The sequence below is a fragment of the Arthrobacter pigmenti genome (assembly GCF_011927905.1).
Lineage (GTDB): Bacteria > Actinomycetota > Actinomycetes > Actinomycetales > Micrococcaceae > Arthrobacter_D > Arthrobacter_D pigmenti.
In genome coordinates, this window is the sequence record NZ_JAATJL010000001.1 from 1,354,679 (window position 1) to 1,378,225 (window position 23,547).

The following is a 23,547-nucleotide window of genomic DNA, read 5'->3' on the forward strand; positions in this document are numbered from 1 at the left end:
TGGGGCTGTGGCGCAGCTGGTAGCGCACCTGCATGGCATGCAGGGGGTCAGGGGTTCGAGTCCCCTCAGCTCCACCATATTGACCTTATTCGAACCATCGACATCATGGATACCGTCGAGTAGGTCTTCAACGTATACCAAAAGGGAATCACCAGATCTGGTGGTTCCCTTTTTGGTGGTACGCCCAGCATGGACATTTGCTTGGAGGTGAAAGTCCTCTGGAGGAGAAGGTGGTTTAACTCTAGCTGAAGGCAATTGCGTGATTGGATTCGACGCTTTCCAGCTGGTCGCGGACCCTGGTGCGCTGGCGCTCAATGTCGGTCAGCCGGATGCGGATTTTTTCTTTGGCGATGGTGCCGTCGGCGGCGAGATCGAGCAGGTTCTCTTCCTTGGAAGCGCATTCCTTCAGCGTCGCGGCAAGCTGCTTTTGGAGGAGCAGATTGGCCGCCTCCTTCTCGCGAAGGGCCTCCCGGATGCGTGTCCGGGCGAGGTCGAGGAAGTCTGGCGTGAACTGGAGTTTGCCATATTCACGTATCACGGCGTCTTCAAGCCGGGCGGTGCTGATGTGGCTGCTGGAGCAGTCTTTGACTGTTCGGCCGGCGCAGAAGAAATACAAGTATTCGTTGCCGCTGCGGCCGATCGAGCGTTGGATGACCATGCGATGGACGATGCCGCGCTTGTGGCAGTTGTCGCAGAACAGCGTGCCCTTGAGTTAGTGCTCGTGCACGCGTCGGCGTTCCCCGGCCACCCCGCGGGCTGTCCAGTAACCGCTGGACCTTATCGAAGAGTTCGTCGGAGACGAGGGCTTCGTGGCGTCCGGGATGTTCGGCTCCGTCCAAGGTGATGATTCCGCAGTAGTAGCGGTCTCGGAGCAGGCGCGAGAAGTATGTGGGAGCGATCGCCTTGGATGGACGCTTAGCAGTTGGTTTGGTGGTGAGCCACTGTCCTCCATCGTCTCGGACAGGTCGATAAAGGTGTAGTCGCCGGTGGCGTAGAGCTCAAAGGCTTGCCGGATGAGCGGGGCCCCGGATTTCGTCGACGGCCACCGAGCGGACCTCGCGTCCTTCGAAGTACTCCCTGACGTTGAGGTACCCGACGGGTGCCCGCCCGATCGTGCCACCTTTCTTCGCCTTTTGGGCCATCTTGTATTTGATGTCGGCGCCGTCTTCGGCGGAGCGGTATTCGTTGAAGGCGGCGAGGAGGCCGTGCATGAGCTGGCCGACAGGGCTGGCGTCAATCGACTCGGTGGCGCTGATCAGGGTGACTCCGCGCTTCTTGAGGTCGGCCATGACGATCGCGTCATCGGTGCGATTGCGTGCGAAGCGGGAAAGTTTATAGACGACGACGTAGTCTACGTCCCTGTCTGCGCGGACACGGCGCAGCATTTCCTGGAAGGCGACGCGTTTGGTCATCTCGGTGGCGCTTCGGCCAGGTTCGATGTATTCGGTGACGACCGTCAGGCCCATTTGCACGACTTTGCGCAGGCAGGCTTCCCGTTGGACGGGAATCGAGATGCCTTCCGGATCGTAGTCGGTGTTGACCTGCCCCTTTGACGAAACCCTAAGGTAGAGGACTGCCCTGGTCCCCGGCGGCGCGTCGTGGTTGAGCGCCATGAAGTCCAGATCTTCGGCGCCTGTCCGGTCGACGATGTCCTGGACCATGGTGTCAGTGTCGCGGTAGGCGCTCATTGGGGCTATTGAATTCATTGCAGATCTCCAGTTAGGCGTCTTAGACAATAGCTCGAATGGCCCGGGAATGGAACGAAGAATGTATATTCTGCAACGTTATTCCGATCCTTCGTGGGCAGGCATCGGGTAGTGCCGTGGATAACTAATTATTGAATACATGGACGGCACCATTTCTGGTCTCGATGATTTCCCATGCTTCCTTGTATCTTTCCCTGATACACGATCGATCGAATTCCAGTGGGCAATATCGTCAGCCAACTTTGCGTGCGAGGTCCCGCTGGGGGCCCGCCGGTGCATCGTTGCCGGGCGCCAGGAACGGGATCGCCGCGAGGTAATTCTCGACAAGGTACACGGCGTTGAGCGGCTGCCGGTCCTGAACGAGCAGATGCCCCGACAGCTCCAGCGTGGCGGCACCGTGTGCGAATGCGCGGATGGCGGCTGCGAGGACCCACGGGTCACCTTTGGGGAGGGAAGCCTCGTCCTGGCAGCGGACTATCAGCTCGACAAGCAGCTCGGCGGCCCGGTCGGCCGCTCGTCGAAGCTCATCGCTCTCGCTCTCCCAGGTGCTGAACACGAGCTTGAAACGTTCCGGTCTTTCTTGCGCCCACGAGACATAATGCCGAATCGCGTGCCACAGCATGTCCCATGCAGTGAGGGTTTCGCGGGGTAGGTCCTCCACTGTCCGCTCTAGAGCGCGCAGTTCCTGCGTCGCGATGGCTGCGAGCAGCGCAGATTTGCTGGCGAAGTATAGGTACGGCGCAGTGCGTGACACGCCCGCTATCCGGCCCACTTCACGGAGCGTCACGTTCTCGGGTCCACCCTTGTCGAGCAGCGTGATTGCAGCTTCCAAGAGTGGTTCACGTAGGTTCATGACTTCATCCGTTCCCGGAGCCGTGGTTCGGCCCCATTGCTCCACGGTACATCTCTTCGACTGATCCCGACCCACCACAAACGCTGCATTGAACTAGTTGCGTCGGTCTCAATCATGTTGACGCGGTCGCTGCGTCGACAGGGTGTGGCCGCGGCGAGGACGACCTCGTCACCTAGGTGAGCGATGCCCGATATCGCGGGTAGCCGAGCGTAGCGCACCTCGTACGTGTCGTCGGCTATGAGGCCGATCTCGGCGACTTCGAGGACGCCGGAGGCGACCACCAGCCCCGTCCTCAGTGTCTTCCCCGCGGCCTCTCGCGCTGTCCACACTATGAGGGCGGCGTCCGCGGGTGCGAGGTTGGCCGCGGTTGCAGCCTCCGTTTCGCGCGCGGACAGGGCCCGTATCAGCGCAGCCTGGGATGTTGACGGGCGCGGCTCTACATCGACCCCAATGGGGCGTCCGCATTCGGAGACAGCCGCGGCCGCCCATCCTGGACAGTGGGCGATTGATACGCGGGCGATTTCGCCACGATCCTGGCCATAGGAGCGCAGCGCGATTGGCCCACCAAGTGGCCCTCGCAGCACCTCGGTATGTGCCGCAGTTTCGCCGGGACGCCAGGCCTCAAGCGCGTGATGCGCGGCACCGCGACCCGACCGGTATGCAGCGTGCCGCTCGGCGCTCATCCGCTCGCGGAACTTAGTCTGCTCCTCGACCTCCTGTGCCCCCGATGGGATGTATTGGGCCGAAGCTGTGGCGTCTGAGAGGACGACGGCTCCTGCGATCCGCGGATGGACCGGGTCAGTCATCAGCGGCCGGGATCCTTGCCTGCTCGAGGCAAGTGTTCCAGATCTCGGCTCCGAGCCCCTCGCGATAGGACACCTCCGAGCTTCGGCATTCGCGCTGTCCTGAGACATAACCGCCCATCAGGGACTCTGCCTCCGGGGCGGTCGCGAGCCACGCGAGGTCGGCCGCCGACTCAGGCACAGTCTTGGCTCCAGGCATCCGCACCAGCAGAGGTGTGAGGGCTGTATAGATCGCGCGCGCGATCGGGTGATATTCCCGCGCGAGGCCGGTGGCAGGCATCATCCCGGGGTCGAAGCTCACTGCGCGCACCCCTCGGCCGCGGAGCCGACGGTCGAGTTCGTATGCCATCGCGATGCAAGCCAGCTTGGACGTTGAATAGCGCACCTGGCCTGCGTGCGAGGTCGTAGGTGTGCCCACATGTGGCTGAAGTAGCGTCGACATGTCCGACCACCGCGCTGCCGGGAATCCGAATGCCTTCATCCCGCCGCGGTGCGTCTCGCTGCCAAGCGTAATGATCCGGGTGCCCGGACGCAGGTGGTCCAGCAGCGGTGCGAGCAGCGCGACGTGTCCGAGCACGTTAGTGGCCATCGTAAGCTCGAAGCCGTCGATGGACCGTTGGATGCGGTCCACGACCTGAAGCCCGGCGTTGCAGATCACCGTGCGAGGGACAATCTCCTCCGCGACCAGACCCGAAGCCAGTGCGCTGACGCTCGAGAGGTCGGAGAGATCGGCGGCACGTATAACGACGGACGCTCTCGGCACCTCACTGAGGATTTCCTGGGCAAGATCCTTGCCGCGAGCTTGGTTGCGGGCCACGAGGATGAGAGGCACGCCCTGGCGTGCCAGCGCGAAGGATGTGGCGCGTCCGAGGCCACCTGTCGCTCCCGTTATGAGGACTGATTTGGTCATGTCAAAGTGTCCGAAATCTTGCTGTCTGTGTTCAGTGATCACGCTCCAAACTCTCCTTTCTGCAAAGCGATCGTGACGCATCGGTCGGCGAGGGCCGTGACCGTTAGCGCTGGTGGGACTCCGCCCGTCGAACCGGGGATGAGACTTGCGTCCATGACATAGAGGCCGTCGACGCCCTTGACTTCTCCTGAGTCGCTTGTGAGGTCGGAGAGGACCACGCCACCGAGCGAGTGCGAAGTCATCAACTGCGAGCTGAGCAACGCGGTACGGCCTGGGACTGCGTTTTCGATAGTAACGACGAGCTCGTTCATGGCCCGGGCCGCGGCGAGTACCCTGGTATTCCATACGGGCCAGATGGGGACGATTGCGCCAGAGACCGATTCCCGTAACAGGCTCCCGACAGCTGGTACGTGGCCAACAGCGAGCGCCTCGCGCGCGACGGCGTCGACCGTTGGCACCCCGAGCGGAAAGTTGAGCAGCGAGACCGGAAGGCCGCTCTGCGACCGGTAGCTTCCCACGATGTGTGCAGGGCCACCGATGGCTGGTTGCGGCGAGGGGGATCCCCGGAACAGAACAATCCCGTCGCCGCCTGTACCCCAGCCGGTGCCAAGTCCCGGCGGCAGCTGCGGGATCGAGCCTTCATCCCGTGCTTTCAACAGTAGCCTGGTCGTATTGAGTGATCCTGCGGCGAGGATCACTGAGCGAGCGCTGATCTTGTATTCCTTCAGCACACTGCCGTCTGTGGCCAACTCCTGCACCGAGATCTGGAAGCCTCCGACGGTTTTGCGGATGTTGCTGACCGATGAGAGTTGGCGGACCGTCGTTCGCCCTGTGGCCTCCGCATTGGCGAGGATCGTGTGATCGACGCTGCGCTTGGCACCGCTGTTTACGCCGAAGATGCATTGACCAGCGATCAGTGATGGGGTGGCCCTGCCAGCTATTTCGTCGCGCACGACCGACCAGTCCACGGCGATGTCGGGTCGGATCGCCGTGATGCCGGTAGCCTGCAGCTCGGCCTCGGTCTGCCGGGCGTTGGCGTACTCGGGACTCGCAAGGATGTCGTCCGGGATGGGGCTCGCGCCGTTGAGAGTTCGGGCGCGCGGATACCAGGTCGTCGCCATTTCCGCGTATGACAAACGGTCGCCGAATGACCGTTGGAAGTCTGCCTCCTGGGGTTGCATCATGACTGCGTTGTTGACCAGCGACCCGCCACCCACACCGGATCCGGCGAGGCACACGATCCCCGCGCCCACGACCGCTTCGAGGACGCCCGTGTAGCGGGGGACGCTGCGGTCCAGGAACGGCGCCGATGTGCCGAGCCAGAGTGCGCGACCGTCGGGGGCTGCTCCAGTGCAAAATGTGTTGCCAGCACTGGTGATTTCCCAGCGGCGGCCGCGCTCGAGCACGAGGTTTGAGACTCCGGCTTGGCTAAGGCGCAGGGCTGCCACTGCGCCGGCGTATCCGCTGCCAATGATCACCACGTCGGCGGCCTCGGCGGCCGATGCCGAACCCCCTGGAATCATTGCCGCGGCCGCTGATGCGGCCGCGGCGGACAGGAACCCGCGACGCGAGAAGGTGGCTCTCATACCGAGACCTCATCGGCAGTGGCGTGCGAGACAACGAAGGGCAGGTACGCGTAGCCGAAAGAGCCCTGCCGCTCACGCAGTCTGGGAGGGTCAGCGGGGTCGACATGGAGCCGGTCGAGGTGCGGCAGCCACTGCGCGAAGGTTTCCTCGGCCATCACCCGTGACAGCGCTGCACCGGGGCAGAAGTGTGGTCCGCCGCCGAAAGCGAGGTGCTTCTCCTCTGTGCTGCGACCGAGCTTGAACTCGTCCGGGTCGTGGAACACGGTTTCGTCGCGGTCGGCGGAGCCGAGCAGGACGTGTACGAGTGCCCCCTCGGGGATGTCGATTCCATGCAGGGTGTGGGACACAACGGCTCGGCGCGCGGTCCACTGGGTAGGGGAGTAAAGACGCAGGTACTCCTCGATGAAGTCGCCGAGCTGCGACGGGTCGTTCCTCAGGGCAGCGCGCAGATCATGACGTTGTGTGAGCAGCAGGATCCCACCGCCTAGTAGGTTCATCGTGGTCTCATGGCCAGCGGCGACAAACGACCAGCCTGTCGCGATCAGCTCGTCCTTGGTGAGCTCACCGGCGAGTTGTCCTTCGACGAGCTTGGAGAGCACATCGTCGGTGAGGTTGTTCTCGCGGGCCTGCGCTTGCTCCTCGATGTAGTTGCCGAACTCGACAAGGTCTTCGAAGAACCCTGGCACCTCGTCAGGATTGAGGCCAGCTGCGACCGAGAAGAAGTCCATTACTGCCTGCGACCAGCGCCGCAGGTCGCGCCGGCGGTCGAGGGGAACCCCGAGCAGTACGCTGATCACACGTAGCGGCAGCATCGTCGAATAGCCTTCGACGAACTCGACGCGGTCTGAGGAGAGCACCTCGCCGACCAGCTCGCCGACGAGCTCACGGATCCACGGAGCCATTGACGTGATGCGACGGGCGTTGAGAGCCTGGTTTGTGTAGTGGCGCATCCGGCGGTGATCGGGGGCATCGCGGTTCACCATCATCGGCAGGTCGAGGTAGTCGTCGCGGCGCACATGCGACGAATACATATTGGTGTTTTTTAGGGCGTTGTTCACGTCGTGATACCGGCTAAGCATGTACACGTCCTCGCCCTCAGAGGTGTATTCGGGGAGAAAGTGCACGGGATGCTCGGTGCGCAGCATGCGATAGGTTGGAAACGGATCCGTGCGGTAGGTCTTGTCGGCGAGGTCGAGCGAGCGGGTGTCCATGGGGATCCTCCAGGTCTGGGCAACTAAGCGGTGGGCGGGTTGATGAACCGTCCCGCGACGAAGCCGTCGAGGAACGTATGGACGAGCTGTTGGTCGAGCACTGGACACCACGGCCCATCGGCGCCTAAGGCCGCACGCGTCAACGGAGCGCAGAAGTCGGCGAGGTGCACGTCGTCGATCGTGCGGGTGAGGAAGGGTGCCAGGCCGAGCAGGGCAAGGGTGCCGGACCGCCGATTGGTGACGGCCGCGCGCCACTCCTCGAAAGGCAGCCGGGTCACCGGGTATCCGTACCTCTCGACGTGAGCGAAGAAGTCGGACCACGGCATGATCGCCTCGCCGACTAGATGGGAGGTGCTGCCTTCGAAGTCCGGGTCAAGCGCTAGCCGAACGTATGCCCGCGCGATGTGATCGATCGGCGCTGCCTGCACCGGGAACGGCCCATCGAGGGGTGCGAGGCCCGACTCGATACAGCCCTTCACGATCAGCGAGAGGTGATCGAGCCGATTGAATCCCGCCGAAGTGGTGGACGGGCCGCTGTTGATGCGGTGGATCGTGAACGGCAGCCCCAGCGCGCCGGCTCGGCGGATCATCATCTCAGACACCCATTTCGTCTGGGCATAGCCGACGACAAGCGCGTCGCTGTCGGTGAGTGGCACGGTCTCGTCTATCGTGCCGAGATCGATCCGGTCCGACGAGAACACTCCGACTGTGGACGTGAAGTGCACTGGGCGCGCGTTGCCTTTCGAGGCGAACTTCAGAACTTCAGCGGTGCCTGCAACGTTGTGCGGCGCGAGCTGGTCGTACGATGCCGTCCACTTCACCGCACCGGCGTTGTGGAACACATCGCCCACATGCTCATGTAGATCCTGGTACGCGGAGGTGTCAAGGCCGAAGCGCTCCTGCGCGAGGTCGCCGACAATAGCCGTCACGCGCTCATCGAAACCGTCGACGCGCAGTCCGTGCGCCGCGGCTGCTGTACGCAGCCGCATCTTGGCCTGCGCTTGATCGTCGGCACGGACGAGACAGAAGATGGGCCGGTCCGTAGTCGCGAGCAACTCGCGTAGCAGGAAGGAACCGACGAAGCCGGTCGCACCGGTCAGCAGAATCCCGTCCGGGAGGGCATCGCGTGGGGTACTTGTAACGCCGGGCAGGTCGTATTCGGCGGCGAGGGCGGTCATCGTCTCGACGGTAAGTTCACGTTTGCGGAGCGGGAGGTGAGCCGCGGAGCCGGAGGGAGATGCGGTGCTTGCCACGGGCACGGCCGGAACCGGCCCGCGGCTCTTGGAATAAGCGCCGAGCTCTTGCAGCCACGATGCGAGACCGTCGACGGTCTCGGCCTCCAGTAAGTCGGACACAGCGAGCTCGCGTTTAGCGTGAGGTGTGAGAGTCTCAGCGAGCTCCACTAGAAGGATCGAATCCATCAAGTCCTCGAGGCGGGCCCGTCCGTCGACTACGGCCTCGTCGATCCCGAGAGATGCGGCGACTGCACGGCGAGCCAGGACCTTCGGATCTTCGACGCCATCGATGTCAAGCTCAACGGACGAACGTGATCGCGTGCCAAGCGCTGCTGTCAGCTGCTCCGCGGTGACCGGTAGATTCGTAACGCCCACGATCATTGCGCGCGTGGGTCCACCAGGCGAAGAGACGATGAGGTCTGCACGCCCTTCGCTGGTTGCGATGGCATGGACTTCCGCGCCATCGGTGAAATCGATGCCATTACCCATCGTGAGCTCGGCAAATCCTGTGCCGAGAGTGACAATTCCATCCGCGCGGTCATGGCGCAACGCCCCGGCGACCTGGACCGCGGCGTCGAGCACGAGCAAGGCCGGCCGAATTCCGCTCGTGAGCGCGGCGCAACCTATGGGCGGGGCAGCGATCCGGCCCCGGAGTTCGCCGTCACTGAGGCGGTGTGCCGAATCCACTAGGGTCAGGCTGCGGCCGATGTGAAACTCGTTTGGCCATAGCTCCCCGTAGAACGTCTCGTGGTCAATCGATACGCCTGCGTCCTTGGCATCCGCGACCCCCGACATCAGAGGAGCGGTCACAGGCTCCGTTGTCAGGGAAGCAATCGCGTGCCGGAGCATTCCGTCATCGCGCATCGACGAGACCGTTATGGTGTGTGTGCCTGACACGACCAGGTCTGTCGACTCTTGCCACGCGACGACAAGCGATAAGGTTTCGTCGTCCGCTATCACGCACGGCCGGGAAATGTCGAGGGCGACAACCCTGGCCTCGGCGCCGATCGCCGCCTCGGCGAGCCTCAGGACTAGCTCCATGAATACTACGCCGGGTACGACGAGCTGACCGTGCACAATGTGCTCGGTCAACAGCGGTACCGAACGGGCGTTGAGCCTTGTGCGTCCTTCGGCGGAGGCATGGCCGGTGCGCAGCACACGAAGATGCAATCCGGACATCTGCGCAGCTGCCACGCTGCGAGTGCCCTGTGACGGGCGAAGGTTGGCGAGCTTCCACGGGTAGGTCGAGTGCACCGGTACGGCCTCAGACAGCGGAGCGGCTCCTGACCGCCGGACAATCGCGTGTGCGTTCGTTCCGCCGTAACCGAATGATGAGACGCCCGCAACGGGGTTCGACGCGGAGATCGTGAAGGTTTCTGTGGGTACAGTGAGGGGCAGTGCGTTCCAGTCGACACCCCTAGTGAGTGTCCCGTCCACGGGCTGGGCGGGAATCGTACCGTGGGCTACGACGAGCAGTGCCTTCAAGAATCCCACTAGACCGGCGGCGCCCTCGAGGTGACCGGTGATTGGTTTGGACGATCCCACGGGCAGGTTGGACGTACGTCCGGCGTGCACAGTAGCGAGCGCGCGCAACTCGATGGGGTCGCCGAGAGGTGTGCCTGTGCCGTGAGCCTCGACATAGTCGACATCGGTGGGGGCGATACCTGCATCCTTGAGCGCGCACCGGATCAGGTCAGCCTGCGCGCTGCCGTTCGGCACCGTGATACCTGAGGTTGGGCCGTCCTGATTGACGGCCGTCCCTAGCAGCGTGCCGAGCGGGGGCACAGCGTCGGCAGGCTGGTCAGCGGCACGACGGAGCACCACGACGACGCACCCTTCGCCGCGTGCATAGCCGTCGGCCTGATCCGAGAATGTGTGGCACCGGCCCGTCGGCGAGAGCATCCGACTCTGGCTGAGTGCGATCATTGCCTCGGCCGACAGCATTACATTCACGCCGGCGACGATCGCAAGGTCGCACTCGCCTTCGTTGAGTGCGTGACGTGCTTGGTGCAAGGCCACCAGCGATGATGAGCAGGCGGTGTCGAGGACGAGACTAGGGCCGTGCAGGCCGAGCGCATATGAGACGCGGTTCGCTGCGAAGTTCGCCGCGCTGCCGAGCGACGCGAGTCCGTCGATGTTCGCTCCGCCTGCCAGTCGGCTGCGCTCGAAGTCGTTCCCGCTCATCCCGACGAACACGCCCGTTCGGCTGCCACGCAGGGAGTCCGGAGCGATGCCGGCACGCTCGAGCGCCTCCCACGTGCACATCAGGATCAGCCGGTGGTGAGGGTCTGTCGACGCCGCCTCACGGGGTGACATTCTGAACGGCTCTGGATCGAATGCGAACGGGTTTTCGATGAACGATCCATCTGTCACGTAGGACCGTCCGGGCGAACCCGGGTGAGGAGAGAACACAGCATCGTTGTCCCAGCGATCCGCAGGGATCGGGGCAGTGGTTGCGTTTCCGGCGTTCAGGAGGTCCCAGAACGCTTCCGGTGTGACGGCACCTGGCAGGCGGCAGGCTGCCGAGGTGACTGTGATCTCCGTGCGTGCGGGAGGGCGGCCGGCGAGTTCGGCGCGCAGCGAGCGGATCTCCTTCAGCGCGTTCGTGATCGTCGTACGCGTGGTGTCGGCCTCGGCCAGCGAAATTACATCAGACATATCGAGGTCCTTTCGTGGAACCCAGTTCCTGCTCCAGCAGGCGGATTAGCTCGTCCGTGGCCAGGTCGTCGAGGGCATTGACGTCGTTTTTGTTGGCGGTGCGCGGTGCGGCTGCAACGGTATCCCCGGTCTCGACCGGCTCAAGGAGCTTGGATGCTAACGCGTCGGTAAGTTCGCTCAGTCGCGGGTGCTCAAAGAGGAACGTGTCGTCGAGGCACAGTCCGGTCCATCGCTCGATGTTGCGCTTCAGTTCGAGCGTCATAATCGAGTCGACGCCCATGTCGAAGAAGCCTCGTTGCGGATCGATCGGGTTGTCGGTATGCAGGACGCCCTGCAGTGACGACTCGGCGCGGGCTGCGATCTCGTGGCGTGTCCACGGGCTCGTGCGCTCGACGGTATGAGACGTGTCGCCGACAGCAACGGCAGACATCGCGTCGAACAATGGTCGCGGGCGACGGGCCGTCATGACCGGCCGGAACGCGGCCCAATCGATCGGTGCGACGACCACGCCAGTCTCACCTCCGCCGATGATCCGGTCCATCGCCGACCATCCGCTCGTTTCATCGACCGGGCCGAGTCCCATCCGTGTGAAGTACTCGTGTACGCCTTCCGCCATGGCGGTGTCGGGCCACCAACTCCAGTTCGCTGACACGAACGGCAGGCCCTGGCGTCCGGCGCGCTCTGCGATGACGTCGAGTGCGTAGTTAGCCGCGACGTAGGCGGTGGCGAGCGCTGATCCCCAGACTGAGGATGCAGAGGAGAACAGGGCGACGAAGTCGAGCGGATACTGCTTGGCGATCTCCTCCAAGGCGACTGCGCCGGCGGCCTTCGCCGCCCACGAGGTGCGGATGTCGTCGGGCGTGGTGTCGGCGAATGGCGCTGATGTCATGTGACCGGCGAGATGCAGCACGCCTCGAACTGGAGGCCAGGGGTGTGCGCTGCCTGCGAAGATCTGCTCAAGGTCGGCATGCCGTCCTACATCGGCCTGCACGAACGATACCGTGATGCCCTTGCCGGTGATCTCTTTCACAAGCCCGGCCATCCGTTCGCGCTGTGCGGTCACGTCAGATCGTGATGCCACGACGATATGGCGTGCCCCACGCGCGACCAGCCAGCGCACCATGCGCTGCCCAAGTGTGCCGGATCCACCTGTCACGAGATAGGAGGCGTCGCTGTCAAGTGTGATCGGCATCGCCGTGTCAGAGCCTGCGGGGGTCAGCCGCGGCACCCGGCGAGCGCCGCCGCGGTAGGCGACCTGATCCTCGACCCCACCTTGCAGTACCTCTTGGACGATGCGCGCCGCCTGAGATGCGAGTGGGGCGCTGTGGTCAAGATCAATGGCTCCGCCCCACCAGTCGGGGTGCTCGGCGCTGACGGCCCGCGCGATACCCCAGACGGCCGCACCGCCGAGACCCACCGGTCCGCCTGCGGTGGTTGCGCTGCGGGTGACGACCCATACCTCTGTACCTGCGGCACCGAGGGTCTGTACCAGCGTCAGCAGCCGCGCGTGCCACTCCGGGTCTGTTGCCGGGTCGGGCGCACCGGTCGCGTCGATGATGGCACCACGCCGAGCATCTTGCGATCCTGTGGGCCGCAACCGATCCACGGCGGTGTTCCAGCCGCTGACCGCGACGTCGTCGCCGTGCGCCGCAAGGGCGTCAGCTAGGGCGGTTGCGGAAGCCCGATCGCCTGATATCGCCGTCCACGAGAGCGGCACCGCGGCCACTCTCTGGGGTGGTCGTGCGGCAGTTGTCCAGCGCAGCCGGTACCGGTTTGAGGAGCTGCTAGGGGGGATCTTGGCATCGGCGTCTTCATCCCACCAATAGCGCTGTGCGCCTGGCCGTGACGGCGCCGAGCTGTTGGTCTCGCAGCCGGATTCCGGCTGAGACGCCCACAGCGTCGCGGCTGCGCGAAGCAGCTGCCGTGCCGGTGCCCGGCCGGGTACTGCGACGGAAATATGAGTGAGTTGAGAGTTATCGGCATTCTCGCACATAGCGGTGCCGAGGGACGGCCGAGGAGCAATCTCGACCACCGTTCGGGCTTGATTGGCCGACATTACTAGGGTGCGCGTGGCGGCGAGATCCATCGGCAACCAGAGCTCGGCTAGTAGGTTTTGTGGGTCGGATGTGAGAGATTCGACCGGTGTACCGCTGGCGAGGTACACCGGGATGCCGTCGCCCGCGTGCCAGCTGATCTGCGGCGGCGCAGAAACGGCGCCACCGCTTCCCGGTGCGAGTAGGTCGCGCAGCCGCGGGTGGTGGAACGGGATCCGGTTGGAGACTGGGACCCACCACTTGCCTGTGGACTGGCAGAATTCCCTGAGTCGTGCCAGCTGTTCTTCGTCCCCGCTTACCGTGCTGTTGGCGGGACCTGTGATGCTCGCGATCACAAGGTCGTCGAGACCGAGTTGCAGGAAGGACTCCAGAGCCGCGTTGGGAGACAGCCCGCACGCCGCGGTTGCCCCGTGACCGACAGCGGCGTCGACTGCTCGGCCGCGCCAGGCACCGATCCGCAGGCCCATCTCTAGGTCGAGCCGGCCTGTATCTATGAGGGCTGCAATGGTACCGGCGCTGTAGCCGATCACGTCGGCGCGGCGAGCGCCGTGCGCACGAAGTTCCGCCGCGAGGGCAACCTGTATGGCCGTCAAGGCAGGGTGTAGGTGCTCTTGGCGGTCGTTCGCGCTCCATATGTCGCCGAACAGGCCGGGATGGTCCATGGCACGCAGCAGGTCGTCCGCCTCGTTTAGGCGTGAGCGGAGCCCGGGGGCCGCGGCAAGGTGGGTCACCATGCCGCTCCATTCCGACCCGACACCCGAGAACAGCCACGTGGCACGTCGGCCGGGGCGTGTTGATCCAATCTGAGCGTCCCGTCTGTCGGGATCCTTCTGTTCCTGCGCGTGGTCATCCGCGCGCAGCATGCGGACCGCTTCCTCAGCGTCGTCCGCGACCATCGCGAGGCGGTGTGCTCCATGTCCTGGGGATACGGAGGTACGGGATGCAATGTCGAGGCGGTTCGCGGGGTCACTCAGGCGTTCGGCTAGAGCCATGCGTGCTCGGCATAGCTCAGAATCGGAGTCGCCCGAGACGAGCAGCAGGTGCGGACCGGGGGCGGGGGCGTCGTGGGGGTGATCTATTTCGGACGGACGCGGTTCGCAGGTCACGGCACCGGAACTGGCAGTGACCACATGTGCGTTAGTCCCGGAAAAGCCGAAAGAGCTTACGCCACCAATGCGCGCGGCGCCGACGAGCGGGCGCGGACGTGTCGTTAGCTCGAGACGGCTTGATCTCCAGTCGAACCGACTTGTGGGCTCAATGTCGTGTGGGTGCGGGGGGAAGACGCCGCGGGCGGCAACGAGCACCGATTTGATCAGCGCGGCTATGCCGGCGGCGGCCTCGAGATGACCGATTTGCGCCTTCACGGATCCAACAGGGAGGGGGCGGTCCCGACCGTGGTCGAACACGCGCGCCAGTGCTTCCAGTTCGATTGGGTCTCCGAGTGGGGTGCCGGTGCCATGGGCCTCGATGTAGTCGACTTCCTCTGATCCGATGCCGGCGGCGAGCAGGGCCGCCATGATGAGGCGGGTCTGCGCTTGCCCATTCGGCACAGTTAGCCCGGCCGAGATGCCGTCATGGTTCACTGCACTGCCGAGCAGGTCTGCGTGGATCCGCTCCCCACGGGCATGGGCGTCTGCACTGCGACGCAACACAATGACGCCACCACCCTCACCGCGAGCGTAGCCGTCGGCATTCTCGCCGAAGGTCGCGCAGCGGCCCGCGGAGGATAGCGCGCCCATGTCACCCAGAGCAGCGGTGGTGCGGGCGGAGAGCATGAGATTCACACCGCCGACCAGCGCGAGATCTACAGATCCGTCCCGCAGGGCGCGGATCGCCTCATGGCACGCGACGAGCGATGACGAGCAGGCAGTGTCGATTGTGACGGCTGGTCCCTCAACGCCGAGGTAGTGCGCGATGCGCCCAGACGCGAGTGCGGGTGAGTTGCCCGTCACTGCGTACGCATCGGCCGTCGTGCTGCGGGGCCGCAGACTGGCATAGTCCGTGGTCGACAGTCCCATCCATACTCCAGCGCGCATACCCCGCAGCTCACCGCGTGGCACGCCGGCGTCAGTCAGGGCGTCGTCGGCGAGTTCAAGCAGAAGCCGGTGCTGGGGGTCCATGCTACGTGCCTCGCGCGGCGAAATCCCGAACCGCTCCGCTTCGAACATGGCTGGATCGGAAGCGAGGAAGCCTGCGCGAGGGGACCATGCAGCGCCTGCACTTGATGTCGCCGGATCTGGCCAGCGTCCCGCAGGGGGCTCGCCCATCGCAGGTGAGCCTGAAGTGATCAGTGACCAAAACTCCGTCAAGCTCTCGGCGCCGGGCAGACGACATGACATGCCGATGACCGAAACGGGTCCCGCGCCTGGCGATTCCGCAGTATGCTGGCGCGAGTGTGCCTTGTCGTTGTCGTCCGGGCTGACAGTGGATGCGCTGGTCGCAGGTGCTTTTGTAATACCCGTGGTTGCGGACGCTACGGTCGCGAGGTGACTAGCGAGATGGGTGATGGTCGGGTAGTCGAACACGATCGTCGACGAGAGGGGGCGACCGACGATCGCTGTGATGTCTTCGCGCAGTTCGTTTGCGATCACCGACGTGAGACCGAGGTCGAACAGACCAGCGTTCCGAGAGATGTTCGCGGGGGAAACGCCGAGCGGGACGGAAAGTCGGTCACAGAGGTAGTCCTCCCACAGTACTGCAGAAGTCCTTACTGCGTGCTCGTCGGCATCCACCGAGGCGGCCACTGCGACGCGATCCGGCGCTACCGTGCACGCCGCGACGCCAGGCCAGGTGACCGTGCCGCCGATGGGGGCGTCCACGTCGGTCGGCGCAAGTGGGAAGGTATGCGTCGCGAAGACCGACCGGGCTAGTCGGGGTACCGGCCCCGACCACTCGGTGATCGATCCGACATCGGCCCCCGCCGCCCAGGCGTCGCCGGTGCCCTCGAGTAGCGAGGTGATCCCGTTAGCGCCGCTCAGCGCGGCGACGGTCGCAGGCATCCGGCCGTTGACGTCGCTCGAAACGAGCGGCAACAGATAGTTGGGACCTAGCTCGATAACGAGGTCGCACTGGGCGATCTGCCGCGCCGCGGCGCCGAAGTCGATGGCCGCGCACGCGTGGCGTACCCAGTATGCTGGATCATCGACCGGGGCGGAGAGGGAGCCATCGATGTCCGAGACGAACAGGCCATCCACGGCCCGTACCGGGCATGCAGCTGCGACTGCAGCGTTGAGATCGGCCTCGATGTCACGCATGAGCCGCGAGTGGAAGCCACGGGTTACAGGAAGCCGAGACGTGCGCACTCCGCGGCCTTCGGCGAGCCGCTCCGCTCGCTCGAGCGCGTCGAGCGAGCCCGACAGCACGGTACGGCTCCGGGAATTCGAGACCGCTACGTCAAGCCCTGCGTCGGTGGCGATCGCGCGCGCGGTCTCGAGATCGGCCTGACAATTTATCATCCCACCCTCAGGACTAGCCTGCATCAGCGCGCCGCGACGCGAGATAAGCGCGAACCCCTCTCGTACCCCGAACACCCCCGCCAGCGTCGCTGCGGCGAACGCGCCGACGCTGTGTCCGGCAATTGCGACCGGCTCGACGCCCCATTTCCGGAGTCGCTCTCCGAGCGCGACCGCGACGGCGAAGTGGGCGGGCTGAGCCACAGCCGTGTCACGCATCGCCTTCCTTGACTTGTCGTCGTCTACTACGAGCGCCCGCAAGGGCAACTCCCGAACACCGCCTAGTTCGTCGAGCACAGCTGTTACCACCGGGTCGACGCCGTAGATACCGGCGAGGACGCCGGCGACTGGTGCGCCGTGGCCAGCGGCGAGGAACGCGACGCTCCGGTGGACGGTCGCGATACCAATTGCTGGCACGGACGCAACGGGGGCCGATGCCAGCCGGTCGAGCGTCGCCGCCGCAGGTGCCGAACCCTCTGCGACTACCCAGGCGCGTGTGGAGGCTGTAACACGGGATTGCTCGGTCGCTGCGGCCAAAGCCGCGGTGGGCTCAGTGCTCTCGTGAACTCGAACCGCTTGGATCTGCTGCTTCAGATCCATCTCGGACTCGGCTGCGATCCGGACCAGGACTGGTCCATCACCGGCCGATCCAGTCGTGCCCATGGTGACGGATTCGATTACCACGTGCGCGTTGGTTCCACCAAACCCAAAGGACGAGACGCCCGCGGTGCGACGGGCTTCATCCCACTCCGTCGACGTCGTCGGCACGCGCAGCCGGGACCCGGCCCAATCGATGCGCCCCGAGGGTGTGTCGAACTCGGCCTGCGGTGGTATGACGCCGTTTCGGACGATCAGCGCGGCGCGCAGCAGGCCCGCGACGCCCGCTCCTGCCTCAAGGTGGCCGATCTGAGGCTTCGTTGATCCGATCCAGAGCGGCCGGGCCCCTGGCTCGGAGGCGTCGCCGAATACCTGGTGCAGGGCGTGCACCTCGACAGGGTCACCCAGCGGAGTCCCGGTGCCGTGCGCCTCGATGTACCCGACATCCTGTGGGGTACGGCGCGCGGCGGCGAGTGCCTTCCGCACGACATCCTGCTGCGCGGGACCCGACGGCGCGGTGAGCCCATTGCTGCGACCGTCCTGCCCGACTGCCGATCCGCGCACGACGCAGTAGGGCTCGGGCTCGTTGCGGTCGCTCGCGAGCACGTCGTCGCGGGTGAGGAACAGTACCACTCCACCTTCGCCGCGCACGTATCCGTCGGCCCCGTCGTCGAACGTGCGGCAAGCGCCGCTGGGCGAGAGCATCCCCGCCTGAGCGAGAGTCTCGCTGACACGGCCGTCGAGCAGCGCGTTGACGCCTCCCACGAGCGCGCCGTCGATTTCGCCCGAGCGCAGCGCCTGCAGTGCGAGGTGTACCGCGACGAGGGACGATGAACATGCTGAGTCGACAACCAGTGACGGGCCACTTAGGCCGAGCACGTAAGAGATGCGGTTCGCGATAAGGGCGGCGGCCGCTCCGGTCGTACGATACCCGGCCGGAGCCGCTGCGTCTCCGATCATCTCACTGTCTGACGCGCCCATGAACACGCCGATGCTCGCGCCGCGTAGGCGCCGCGGGTCCCGGCCCGAGTCTTCGAGAGCCTCCCACGCGAGCGTCAGGGCGAGCCGCTGCCGAGGATCCATCGCGGCAGCCTCTTCGTCGCCGATCCCGAAGCGAGCCGGCGAGAACTCCGCAAGAGACGGCGTGAGCCCGGAACGGATCCCGCTCGTGCGCCGCTCACCGCCTGCGATGCCGGATCGGCGCGGGCCAGCGTTCAGTAGCTCTGCATACGACATGGACTCCGTGACGCCGCCCGGCAATCGGCATGCCGCACCGCGCAGGATCGCGACGCTGTCGGACATGGCAGGTTCAGGGGCGGCGCGTTCGGTCGGTTCGGCCGAACGCGTGACCGCGGCGGCGAACGACGCGACGGTGTCGACCTCCCACGCGAGTGACAGCGGGACAGTGATCCCGGTGCGGTCTTCGATCGCGGTGGCGACGGAGGCGACTTTCACGGAGTCGAGGCCGAGTTCGGCGAGGGGAGTGGTACCGGCGAGCGTCCCCGGGCGTCCGGCCGCGCGCGCAAGCTCTGCTACGACGACGTCGCGCACTTGGTTCCTTTCCGCGGAGGTGGTCTCAAGAGGCTCGAAAAGGTTGCTGCTCACCGTCGGATCCGACTGGGCTGGCGCGTCCTGAACCACGACGTCCGCGTCCGATCGCGCGATTGTCCGGTCCGCGTGGCCGTCGCCGCTGAATGTCGCCTTCGCAGCCGACCGTTGGATCTTGCCGCTCGACGTGGTAGTCAGCGTGCCGCGGCGCAGCACAATCACAGTCGGCGCTGCAATCTCGAACGTCCGGGCCAGCTGGAAGGCGGCTGCGCGCGCTTCATCGGCGAGCTCCGCTATGGTCGCCTCCCGGCCAGGCACCGCTTCAACGGTCACGATCACGCGCTTGTCGATCTCGAACGCCGCAGACTCTCGCCCGCGGAATGCGGCGTGGACACTGCGCACCGCGTCCTCGAGATCTTGAGGATAAATGTTGCGTCCGTTGATGATCAGGACGTCCTTGATCCGGCCGGTGACGAATAGCTCCCCGTCGTCAAGGAAACCGAGGTCGCCGGTGCGCAGGAACGGACCCGTGCCGTCCACCATGGTCGCTTCGAAAGTATCTCGGGTCACGTCCGAGCGGTTCCAGTACCCCTGTGCGACTGAGGGCGAGCTCACCCAGATTTCTCCTTCTCGCCCATCGGTGGCAGGGACCCGCGTGGCTGGATCGACGATGCGCACGACGGCGTTCGGCTCAACCGTGCCGCACGAGACGAACATGCCCGCGTCGGTTCCACCCGTCTCGCGGACCGGGGTGGCAGTGCGTGGCGGCTGGGTCGCGTCATGCCCGCCGGATATCAGCAATGTTGCCTCGGCCATGCCGTAACACGGGCGGTATGAGGTCGCGAGGAAGCCCGTGCTTGCGTAGGCCTGCGCGAACGCGTTCAAAGCCTGCACGCTTACCGGCTCCGCGCCGTTCATTGCCTTGGTCCAACTCGACAGGTCGAGCGCGGTGAGGTCAGCTTGATCGACGCGCTCGGCACACAGCCGGTAGGCGAAGTTCGGCGCCGTGCTATCGGTGGCGCGTAGCTCGGAGATCGTCTCCAGCCATTTCAACGGGCGGCGCAGAAACGTAGACGGTGACATTAGATGGGTCGGGAACCCAACGACCAGTGGCGTGATGATGCAGCCGATGAGGCCCATGTCGTGGAACGGAGGCAGCCAGCTGACCATGATCGATTCGGGTCGGAAGCCAAACGTCGCTGCGGCTGACTCCGCATTGTGCAGCAGATTTGCATGGCTCACCATCACGCCCTTGGGCGATCCGGTGGAGCCTGACGTGTATTGCAGGAACGCGAGCGCGTCATCGGGCAGGTCCGGGTGCACAAATGGGGATTCCGGGACGGTAGTACCCGAGGAAAGGACTGCTTGTGTGAGATCGATCCAGCGGCAGGTAAGCGGGAGCCCGAGATCGCCGTCGCCCAGGGGTGCTGGCGCGTCGGCAACGACCAGCGCAGGGTTGCAGTCTTCGATGATGCGGCGGACACGATCCGAGTGCCGCGTCGCCGAGACCGGATAAGCCGGCACCGCCACCAGGCCGGCAGCGACAATTGCGCAGAATGACTTGATGTAGCCGAGGGAAGGGTCACACAGGAGCAAGACGCGGTCACCTGGAGTTGTGTCCGCCTGTAGCTCGGCGGCCATCGCTCGAACCTCACTCCAAAGCTGTGCATAGGTCAGACTTGTGCGAACCCCGAGGGAGTCCGAGAACGAGTACGCGACCCGCATGGGCTGCTGCGCCGCGCGCTCAGCCAGAACTTCTCCTAATAGCACTGTTGCTCCCCCAAAAAAACGTGCAAATCACAACTTGACGTTGTCAACCTAGCAGTATCAAACCCGCTAGATCAAACCCGCTAGGTCTAGTGGATGCGGAGACTAAACGCATTATTCGCGGACGTCGACCACTGTTCGCAGAAAAGTTACACTCCGTTCACACTTACGCAACACCGCAACACCGCAACACCGCAGCGCGCAGTTCGGTGGTTCAATGATTGGTTGTTCGGGGGACGTTGGGTTCCGCTCTGAATCGACATTGCCGTTCCCGTCTTTAGTAGCCCAGATATCGAAAGTCGCTATTTGGTCACTGGTTGTGCTGATCATAATCGAGACTTGACCCGCTACGCTTTCGAGGCTATTTAATGCGAGTAATTGTCGTTTCCGCGCGCCGGGTGCTCTCTTCTCACAAACTTCCCTATCCAGGACACGAGCTCGACAAGGCGCGACGCGGCAAGAACAATTTTGAGGTCCTCAAGGGAGCGATCGATAAGAAGATCAAGGGCGCATCCCCAAGTGGCGCAACGAAGCGTGCGGAACTCTCCAATCACGATCTGGATATCTTGATCTCCGGTCTGAATAAGCTAATCGAGCAAGTGGAAGCTGAGTACTTCAATGGGTAGTCAGAAGTCACTCTTAAAAAGCATGTCGGTGCGCGAGTCTGGCAAGCAGCACTCATGCAGGAGCAATAAGAAGCATTCTTTGGCTAAGCGCGAAATCATGCTCGTGATAAAAGAAGGACAGGATGAGCGTCACTATTGCCGCGAATGCAGTCAGTAAGCGAACTCCGCATTTAACCTCTACTTTGGTCGGCCTCGGCCATAGCGGCCATAGCGGCTATGGCGAAGCGCAGGGTTCATGCTGCACGATGCGTAAGACCTAGAAAGGAAACTATGAATGAATAGACGCGCAACAGTCATCGATCATGCAATGCGGGCGGACGCCGAGTTTGTCGGGCGTGTCATTAGTGCGTTTCGCCGGCCGGAGCTGGCTGGGATTGCTCCTGTGGTTTCGTTTTGCCTCGGTAGGTATTTCTCACTTTTCGTGCATGAAGGTTATGCGCGCCTGCCTGAAGTGGCGCCCCAACTTTTCGCGCCCTTGTCCCGGTAGCAAAAAGTGTGACTGCCCGGTCACGGCATAGTTTGAAGTTCTTCGAAGATACTCGTCGGGGCATCGACGGCCAGATTGACTACTTCGAGGACGAGATTTTTCCTGCGCATGCCCGGCGGTCTCTCGGCAATACTTAGTTGCCGCTTGCGCGTCGCTGGGAGACGGATCTCGGCTTCTACCGTTATGCGGGTCGGCTTGTGTCAACGACACATGCGGCGACTTTCGGTCTGAGGCTTGATCCGCAGACGATGTTTAACGAGGACGCAGGTCCCGAGATTGTTCGAATCATGACGGAATACGGTCAGTATTTCGGTGCACTTGGCGCCACGCTCGACGCCAAGGCAAGCTGGTTCCTGGATGAAGTTGATGTGTCGCAGTTCGGAGAACTGGGCGATGACGTCCACAGCGAACCCTACTACCAGCAAGTCTTCAATGGTGAGGCAACGCCGGGTATCAACGCCATGATTGCGGTCTTTCAGGCCAGTTGAACTTCGTTGATGTGCTCGTGCCATCAAGCCTGGAATACAGCCTTTTCAAGATCCGCTTCCTCACGGTCTACCAAGTGCTGCGCAGTCTTCAGATGCTGCGGGCCGAACGATCCTCTGACTTGAGTGCTGAATCCCTCGCGGCTATAGCTGGCATTGTAGATACCACCGAGGCGCAGATGAATGTCGATCCATCGGCTAAGCCGTTTCGCAACACACTCATGCATTATGGTCCGGACCGACGTATCAATCTCTCGCAAGTCGATGAAGATGATCTCATCGGCAGCTTGGTGCCGCTCTGCTACAACGGCCTGGCTGCAGGGGATCTCGCTGCGAAACTGGATGTCTGCATCACACAGACGGCCGCTGGGCTGAACACTTGGGCGCAGAGTCAACTACGACAGTAGATGATCATACGAACTTCTCATCTTCACCCCGGCTTCAATCAGCCGCTTGCGCACCGTGTTGGCGCTGACATCCATGTGTCGGCCAATTGCCTCCAGCGAACAGCCTTGCTCGTAGAGTCGGATATCTTCTTCGACCAGACCTTCCGGCATCCCGCGTTGCCGCACCGGGATACCTTTGTCTCGCAGATGCTGACTGGCGCTGCCGCGGTGGATCCGATACTTCCCTGCAAGCACCTGGACCGGCACCCCTTCTTGGTACTCAGCTATGAGGTGCGTGGACTGCTCGGCAGTGATCCTACTAAAGCGAAGCGGAATGGGTGTCTCGATCCGCCCAGTGCCTGGATTTTCCCGCACACGTTCAATGAATTTTCGTAGTCTCGACAGAGACAAACTGTTGTCCTTTTAAAATAGGCATGTAGGACCCCCACCCAAACAAAAGCACCCCGGTTCAAGGAACCGGAGTGCTTTTGGCCGGTCTAAATACCGGCCTGGACAGCGGCGACGGCGAGCTGTACCCGGTTCTCGACACCAAGCTGGTGCATCACTCGAGTGAGCCTGGCTTTGATGGCGGTCTCGCTCAGATGCACTTCGCGCGAGATCTGGGCATTCGTCCGGCCCTTCGCAATCGCCCGCACAATACGCTGGTCCCGGGTATTGAGCAGCTGTAGCCGGGCCAGCACGGCGGAATCGGCCCCGCTAGCGGCTTCTGCCTCCCTCCGGCGGGGAAATACTCCCGCGACGAAGCCGCCACGGTGGGCGATACGCAACGCGGCCGCAATGTCCTCCAGAGTGAAGTCCCGGACCAGGAAGCTGCATGCGCCGGCCAGGAGCGCGGCTTCCATCTGCTCGACCGTTCGGTCCGAGCGCGGCGCCAACACGACAACCTTGACGGACGGGGCAACCCGTCGAATCTCCGGAATGGCCTCTAGTGCCCCGTGGTCAGTGATTTGCGAGTCGAGAAGAAGAATGTCCGGACTCTCTTCGCGCGCGCTGGCCACCGCGTCGCGGCCGCGGCTGCTGTAGCCGGTCAGCTCGACGAAGGTGGACGTGCTGAGCAATTGAACCAGCCCGAGCCCGCTCAGGTAGTCCCCGCCAGCAACATGGACAGTCAATCGGCTCGCGTCCGAGCTATTAAGATTCACGGCGATGTGCCCCCATATGC

Annotated in this window: 14 protein-coding genes, 1 tRNA gene and 1 pseudogene; 4 read left to right on the forward strand and 12 right to left on the reverse strand. The window is 63.8% G+C overall.

Annotation, left to right across the window (positions count from 1 at the left end; translation table 11 throughout):
* Position 1: 1 nt before the first annotated feature.
* A tRNA-Ala gene (locus tag BJ994_RS06205) sits at positions 2 to 77 on the forward strand.
* 164 nt (positions 78 to 241) lie between these two features.
* Here the strand turns inward: BJ994_RS06205 and BJ994_RS06210 are convergent.
* The 10 genes and pseudogenes from BJ994_RS06210 to BJ994_RS06255 all read right to left on the reverse strand — a co-directional run bounded on the left by BJ994_RS06210 (position 242) and on the right by BJ994_RS06255 (position 20,383).
* The gene (locus BJ994_RS06210) at positions 242 to 700 is read right to left on the reverse strand and encodes a hypothetical protein (RefSeq protein WP_167995890.1); all 459 of its coding nucleotides are present in this window, start codon (positions 698 to 700) and stop codon (positions 242 to 244) included.
* Between the two features lie 70 nt (positions 701 to 770).
* Positions 771 to 929 (reverse strand): annotated as a pseudogene (locus BJ994_RS18530) (recombinase family protein); the annotation flags it as partial.
* A gap of 69 nt (positions 930 to 998) precedes the next feature.
* Complete coding sequence (locus tag BJ994_RS06220) at positions 999 to 1,706, reverse strand: recombinase family protein (RefSeq protein ID WP_209066651.1); 708 nt, start codon at positions 1,704 to 1,706, stop codon at positions 999 to 1,001.
* Between the two features lie 232 nt (positions 1,707 to 1,938).
* Positions 1,939 to 2,559: a TetR/AcrR family transcriptional regulator gene (locus BJ994_RS06225; RefSeq protein ID WP_167992566.1), complete on the reverse strand. Its 621-nt coding sequence runs from the start codon at positions 2,557 to 2,559 to the stop codon at positions 1,939 to 1,941.
* Entirely contained in the window at positions 2,556 to 3,365 is an 810-nt protein-coding gene (locus BJ994_RS06230) for a 4'-phosphopantetheinyl transferase family protein (protein WP_167992567.1), read from the reverse strand. The genes BJ994_RS06225 and BJ994_RS06230 overlap by 4 nt, the downstream gene beginning before the upstream one ends.
* Complete coding sequence (locus tag BJ994_RS06235; RefSeq protein WP_167992568.1) at positions 3,358 to 4,272, reverse strand: SDR family NAD(P)-dependent oxidoreductase; 915 nt, start codon at positions 4,270 to 4,272, stop codon at positions 3,358 to 3,360. The genes BJ994_RS06230 and BJ994_RS06235 overlap by 8 nt, the downstream gene beginning before the upstream one ends.
* 38 nt (positions 4,273 to 4,310) lie before the next feature.
* Entirely contained in the window at positions 4,311 to 5,858 is a 1,548-nt protein-coding gene (locus BJ994_RS06240) for a GMC family oxidoreductase N-terminal domain-containing protein (RefSeq protein WP_167992569.1), read from the reverse strand.
* Positions 5,855 to 7,069 carry a cytochrome P450 gene (locus BJ994_RS06245; protein WP_167992570.1) on the reverse strand — a complete coding sequence of 405 codons (1,215 nt, stop codon included), beginning with the start codon at positions 7,067 to 7,069 and terminating at the stop codon, positions 5,855 to 5,857. Before BJ994_RS06245 ends, BJ994_RS06240 begins: the two co-directional genes overlap by 4 nt.
* 23 nt (positions 7,070 to 7,092) lie before the next feature.
* Positions 7,093 to 10,962: a thioester reductase domain-containing protein gene (locus BJ994_RS06250; RefSeq protein ID WP_167992572.1), complete on the reverse strand. Its 3,870-nt coding sequence runs from the start codon at positions 10,960 to 10,962 to the stop codon at positions 7,093 to 7,095.
* Positions 10,955 to 20,383, reverse strand: a complete 9,429-nt coding sequence (locus BJ994_RS06255) for a type I polyketide synthase (RefSeq protein WP_167992574.1) — start codon at positions 20,381 to 20,383, stop codon at positions 10,955 to 10,957. The genes BJ994_RS06250 and BJ994_RS06255 overlap by 8 nt, the downstream gene beginning before the upstream one ends.
* 365 nt (positions 20,384 to 20,748) lie before the next feature.
* Between BJ994_RS06255 and BJ994_RS06260 the strand changes: the two genes are divergently transcribed.
* From BJ994_RS06260 to BJ994_RS06270, 3 genes are all read left to right on the forward strand, one after another.
* Positions 20,749 to 21,006 carry a hypothetical protein gene (locus tag BJ994_RS06260; protein WP_167992577.1) on the forward strand — a complete coding sequence of 86 codons (258 nt, stop codon included), beginning with the start codon at positions 20,749 to 20,751 and terminating at the stop codon, positions 21,004 to 21,006.
* Between the two features lie 774 nt (positions 21,007 to 21,780).
* A complete protein-coding gene (locus tag BJ994_RS06265) occupies positions 21,781 to 21,981 on the forward strand; it encodes a hypothetical protein (RefSeq protein WP_167992580.1) in 201 nt (66 codons plus the stop codon).
* A complete protein-coding gene (locus BJ994_RS06270; protein ID WP_167992582.1) occupies positions 21,978 to 22,385 on the forward strand; it encodes a hypothetical protein in 408 nt (135 codons plus the stop codon). The genes BJ994_RS06265 and BJ994_RS06270 overlap by 4 nt, the downstream gene beginning before the upstream one ends.
* Here the strand turns inward: BJ994_RS06270 and BJ994_RS06275 are convergent.
* On the reverse strand, positions 22,374 to 22,775 hold the full coding sequence (locus BJ994_RS06275) for a helix-turn-helix domain containing protein (RefSeq protein WP_167992584.1): 402 nt from the start codon (positions 22,773 to 22,775) through the stop codon (positions 22,374 to 22,376). The two genes, BJ994_RS06270 and BJ994_RS06275, sit on opposite strands and share 12 nt — an antisense overlap.
* Positions 22,776 to 22,861: 86 nt before the next feature.
* Complete coding sequence (locus tag BJ994_RS06280; RefSeq protein ID WP_167992587.1) at positions 22,862 to 23,527, reverse strand: LuxR C-terminal-related transcriptional regulator; 666 nt, start codon at positions 23,525 to 23,527, stop codon at positions 22,862 to 22,864.
* Positions 23,528 to 23,547 lie beyond the last annotated feature (20 nt).

What these genes read in the sequence shown, in the direction of transcription:
- BJ994_RS06225 (WP_167992566.1), bottom strand. Translation starts at nt 2,559, where the DNA reads ATGAACCTACGTGAACCACTCTTGGAAGCTGCAATCACGCTGCTCGAC.
- BJ994_RS06235 (WP_167992568.1), bottom strand. Translation starts at nt 4,272, where the DNA reads ATGACCAAATCAGTCCTCATAACGGGAGCGACAGGTGGCCTCGGACGC.
- BJ994_RS06265 (WP_167992580.1), top strand. Translation starts at nt 21,781, where the DNA reads ATGACGGAATACGGTCAGTATTTCGGTGCACTTGGCGCCACGCTCGAC.
- BJ994_RS06220 (WP_209066651.1), bottom strand. Translation starts at nt 1,706, where the DNA reads ATGAATTCAATAGCCCCAATGAGCGCCTACCGCGACACTGACACCATG.
- BJ994_RS06245 (WP_167992570.1), bottom strand. Translation starts at nt 7,069, where the DNA reads ATGGACACCCGCTCGCTCGACCTCGCCGACAAGACCTACCGCACGGAT.
- BJ994_RS06260 (WP_167992577.1), top strand. Translation starts at nt 20,749, where the DNA reads ATGCGAGTAATTGTCGTTTCCGCGCGCCGGGTGCTCTCTTCTCACAAA.
- BJ994_RS06250 (WP_167992572.1), bottom strand. Translation starts at nt 10,962, where the DNA reads ATGTCTGATGTAATTTCGCTGGCCGAGGCCGACACCACGCGTACGACG.
- BJ994_RS06230 (WP_167992567.1), bottom strand. Translation starts at nt 3,365, where the DNA reads ATGACTGACCCGGTCCATCCGCGGATCGCAGGAGCCGTCGTCCTCTCA.
- BJ994_RS06240 (WP_167992569.1), bottom strand. Translation starts at nt 5,858, where the DNA reads ATGAGAGCCACCTTCTCGCGTCGCGGGTTCCTGTCCGCCGCGGCCGCA.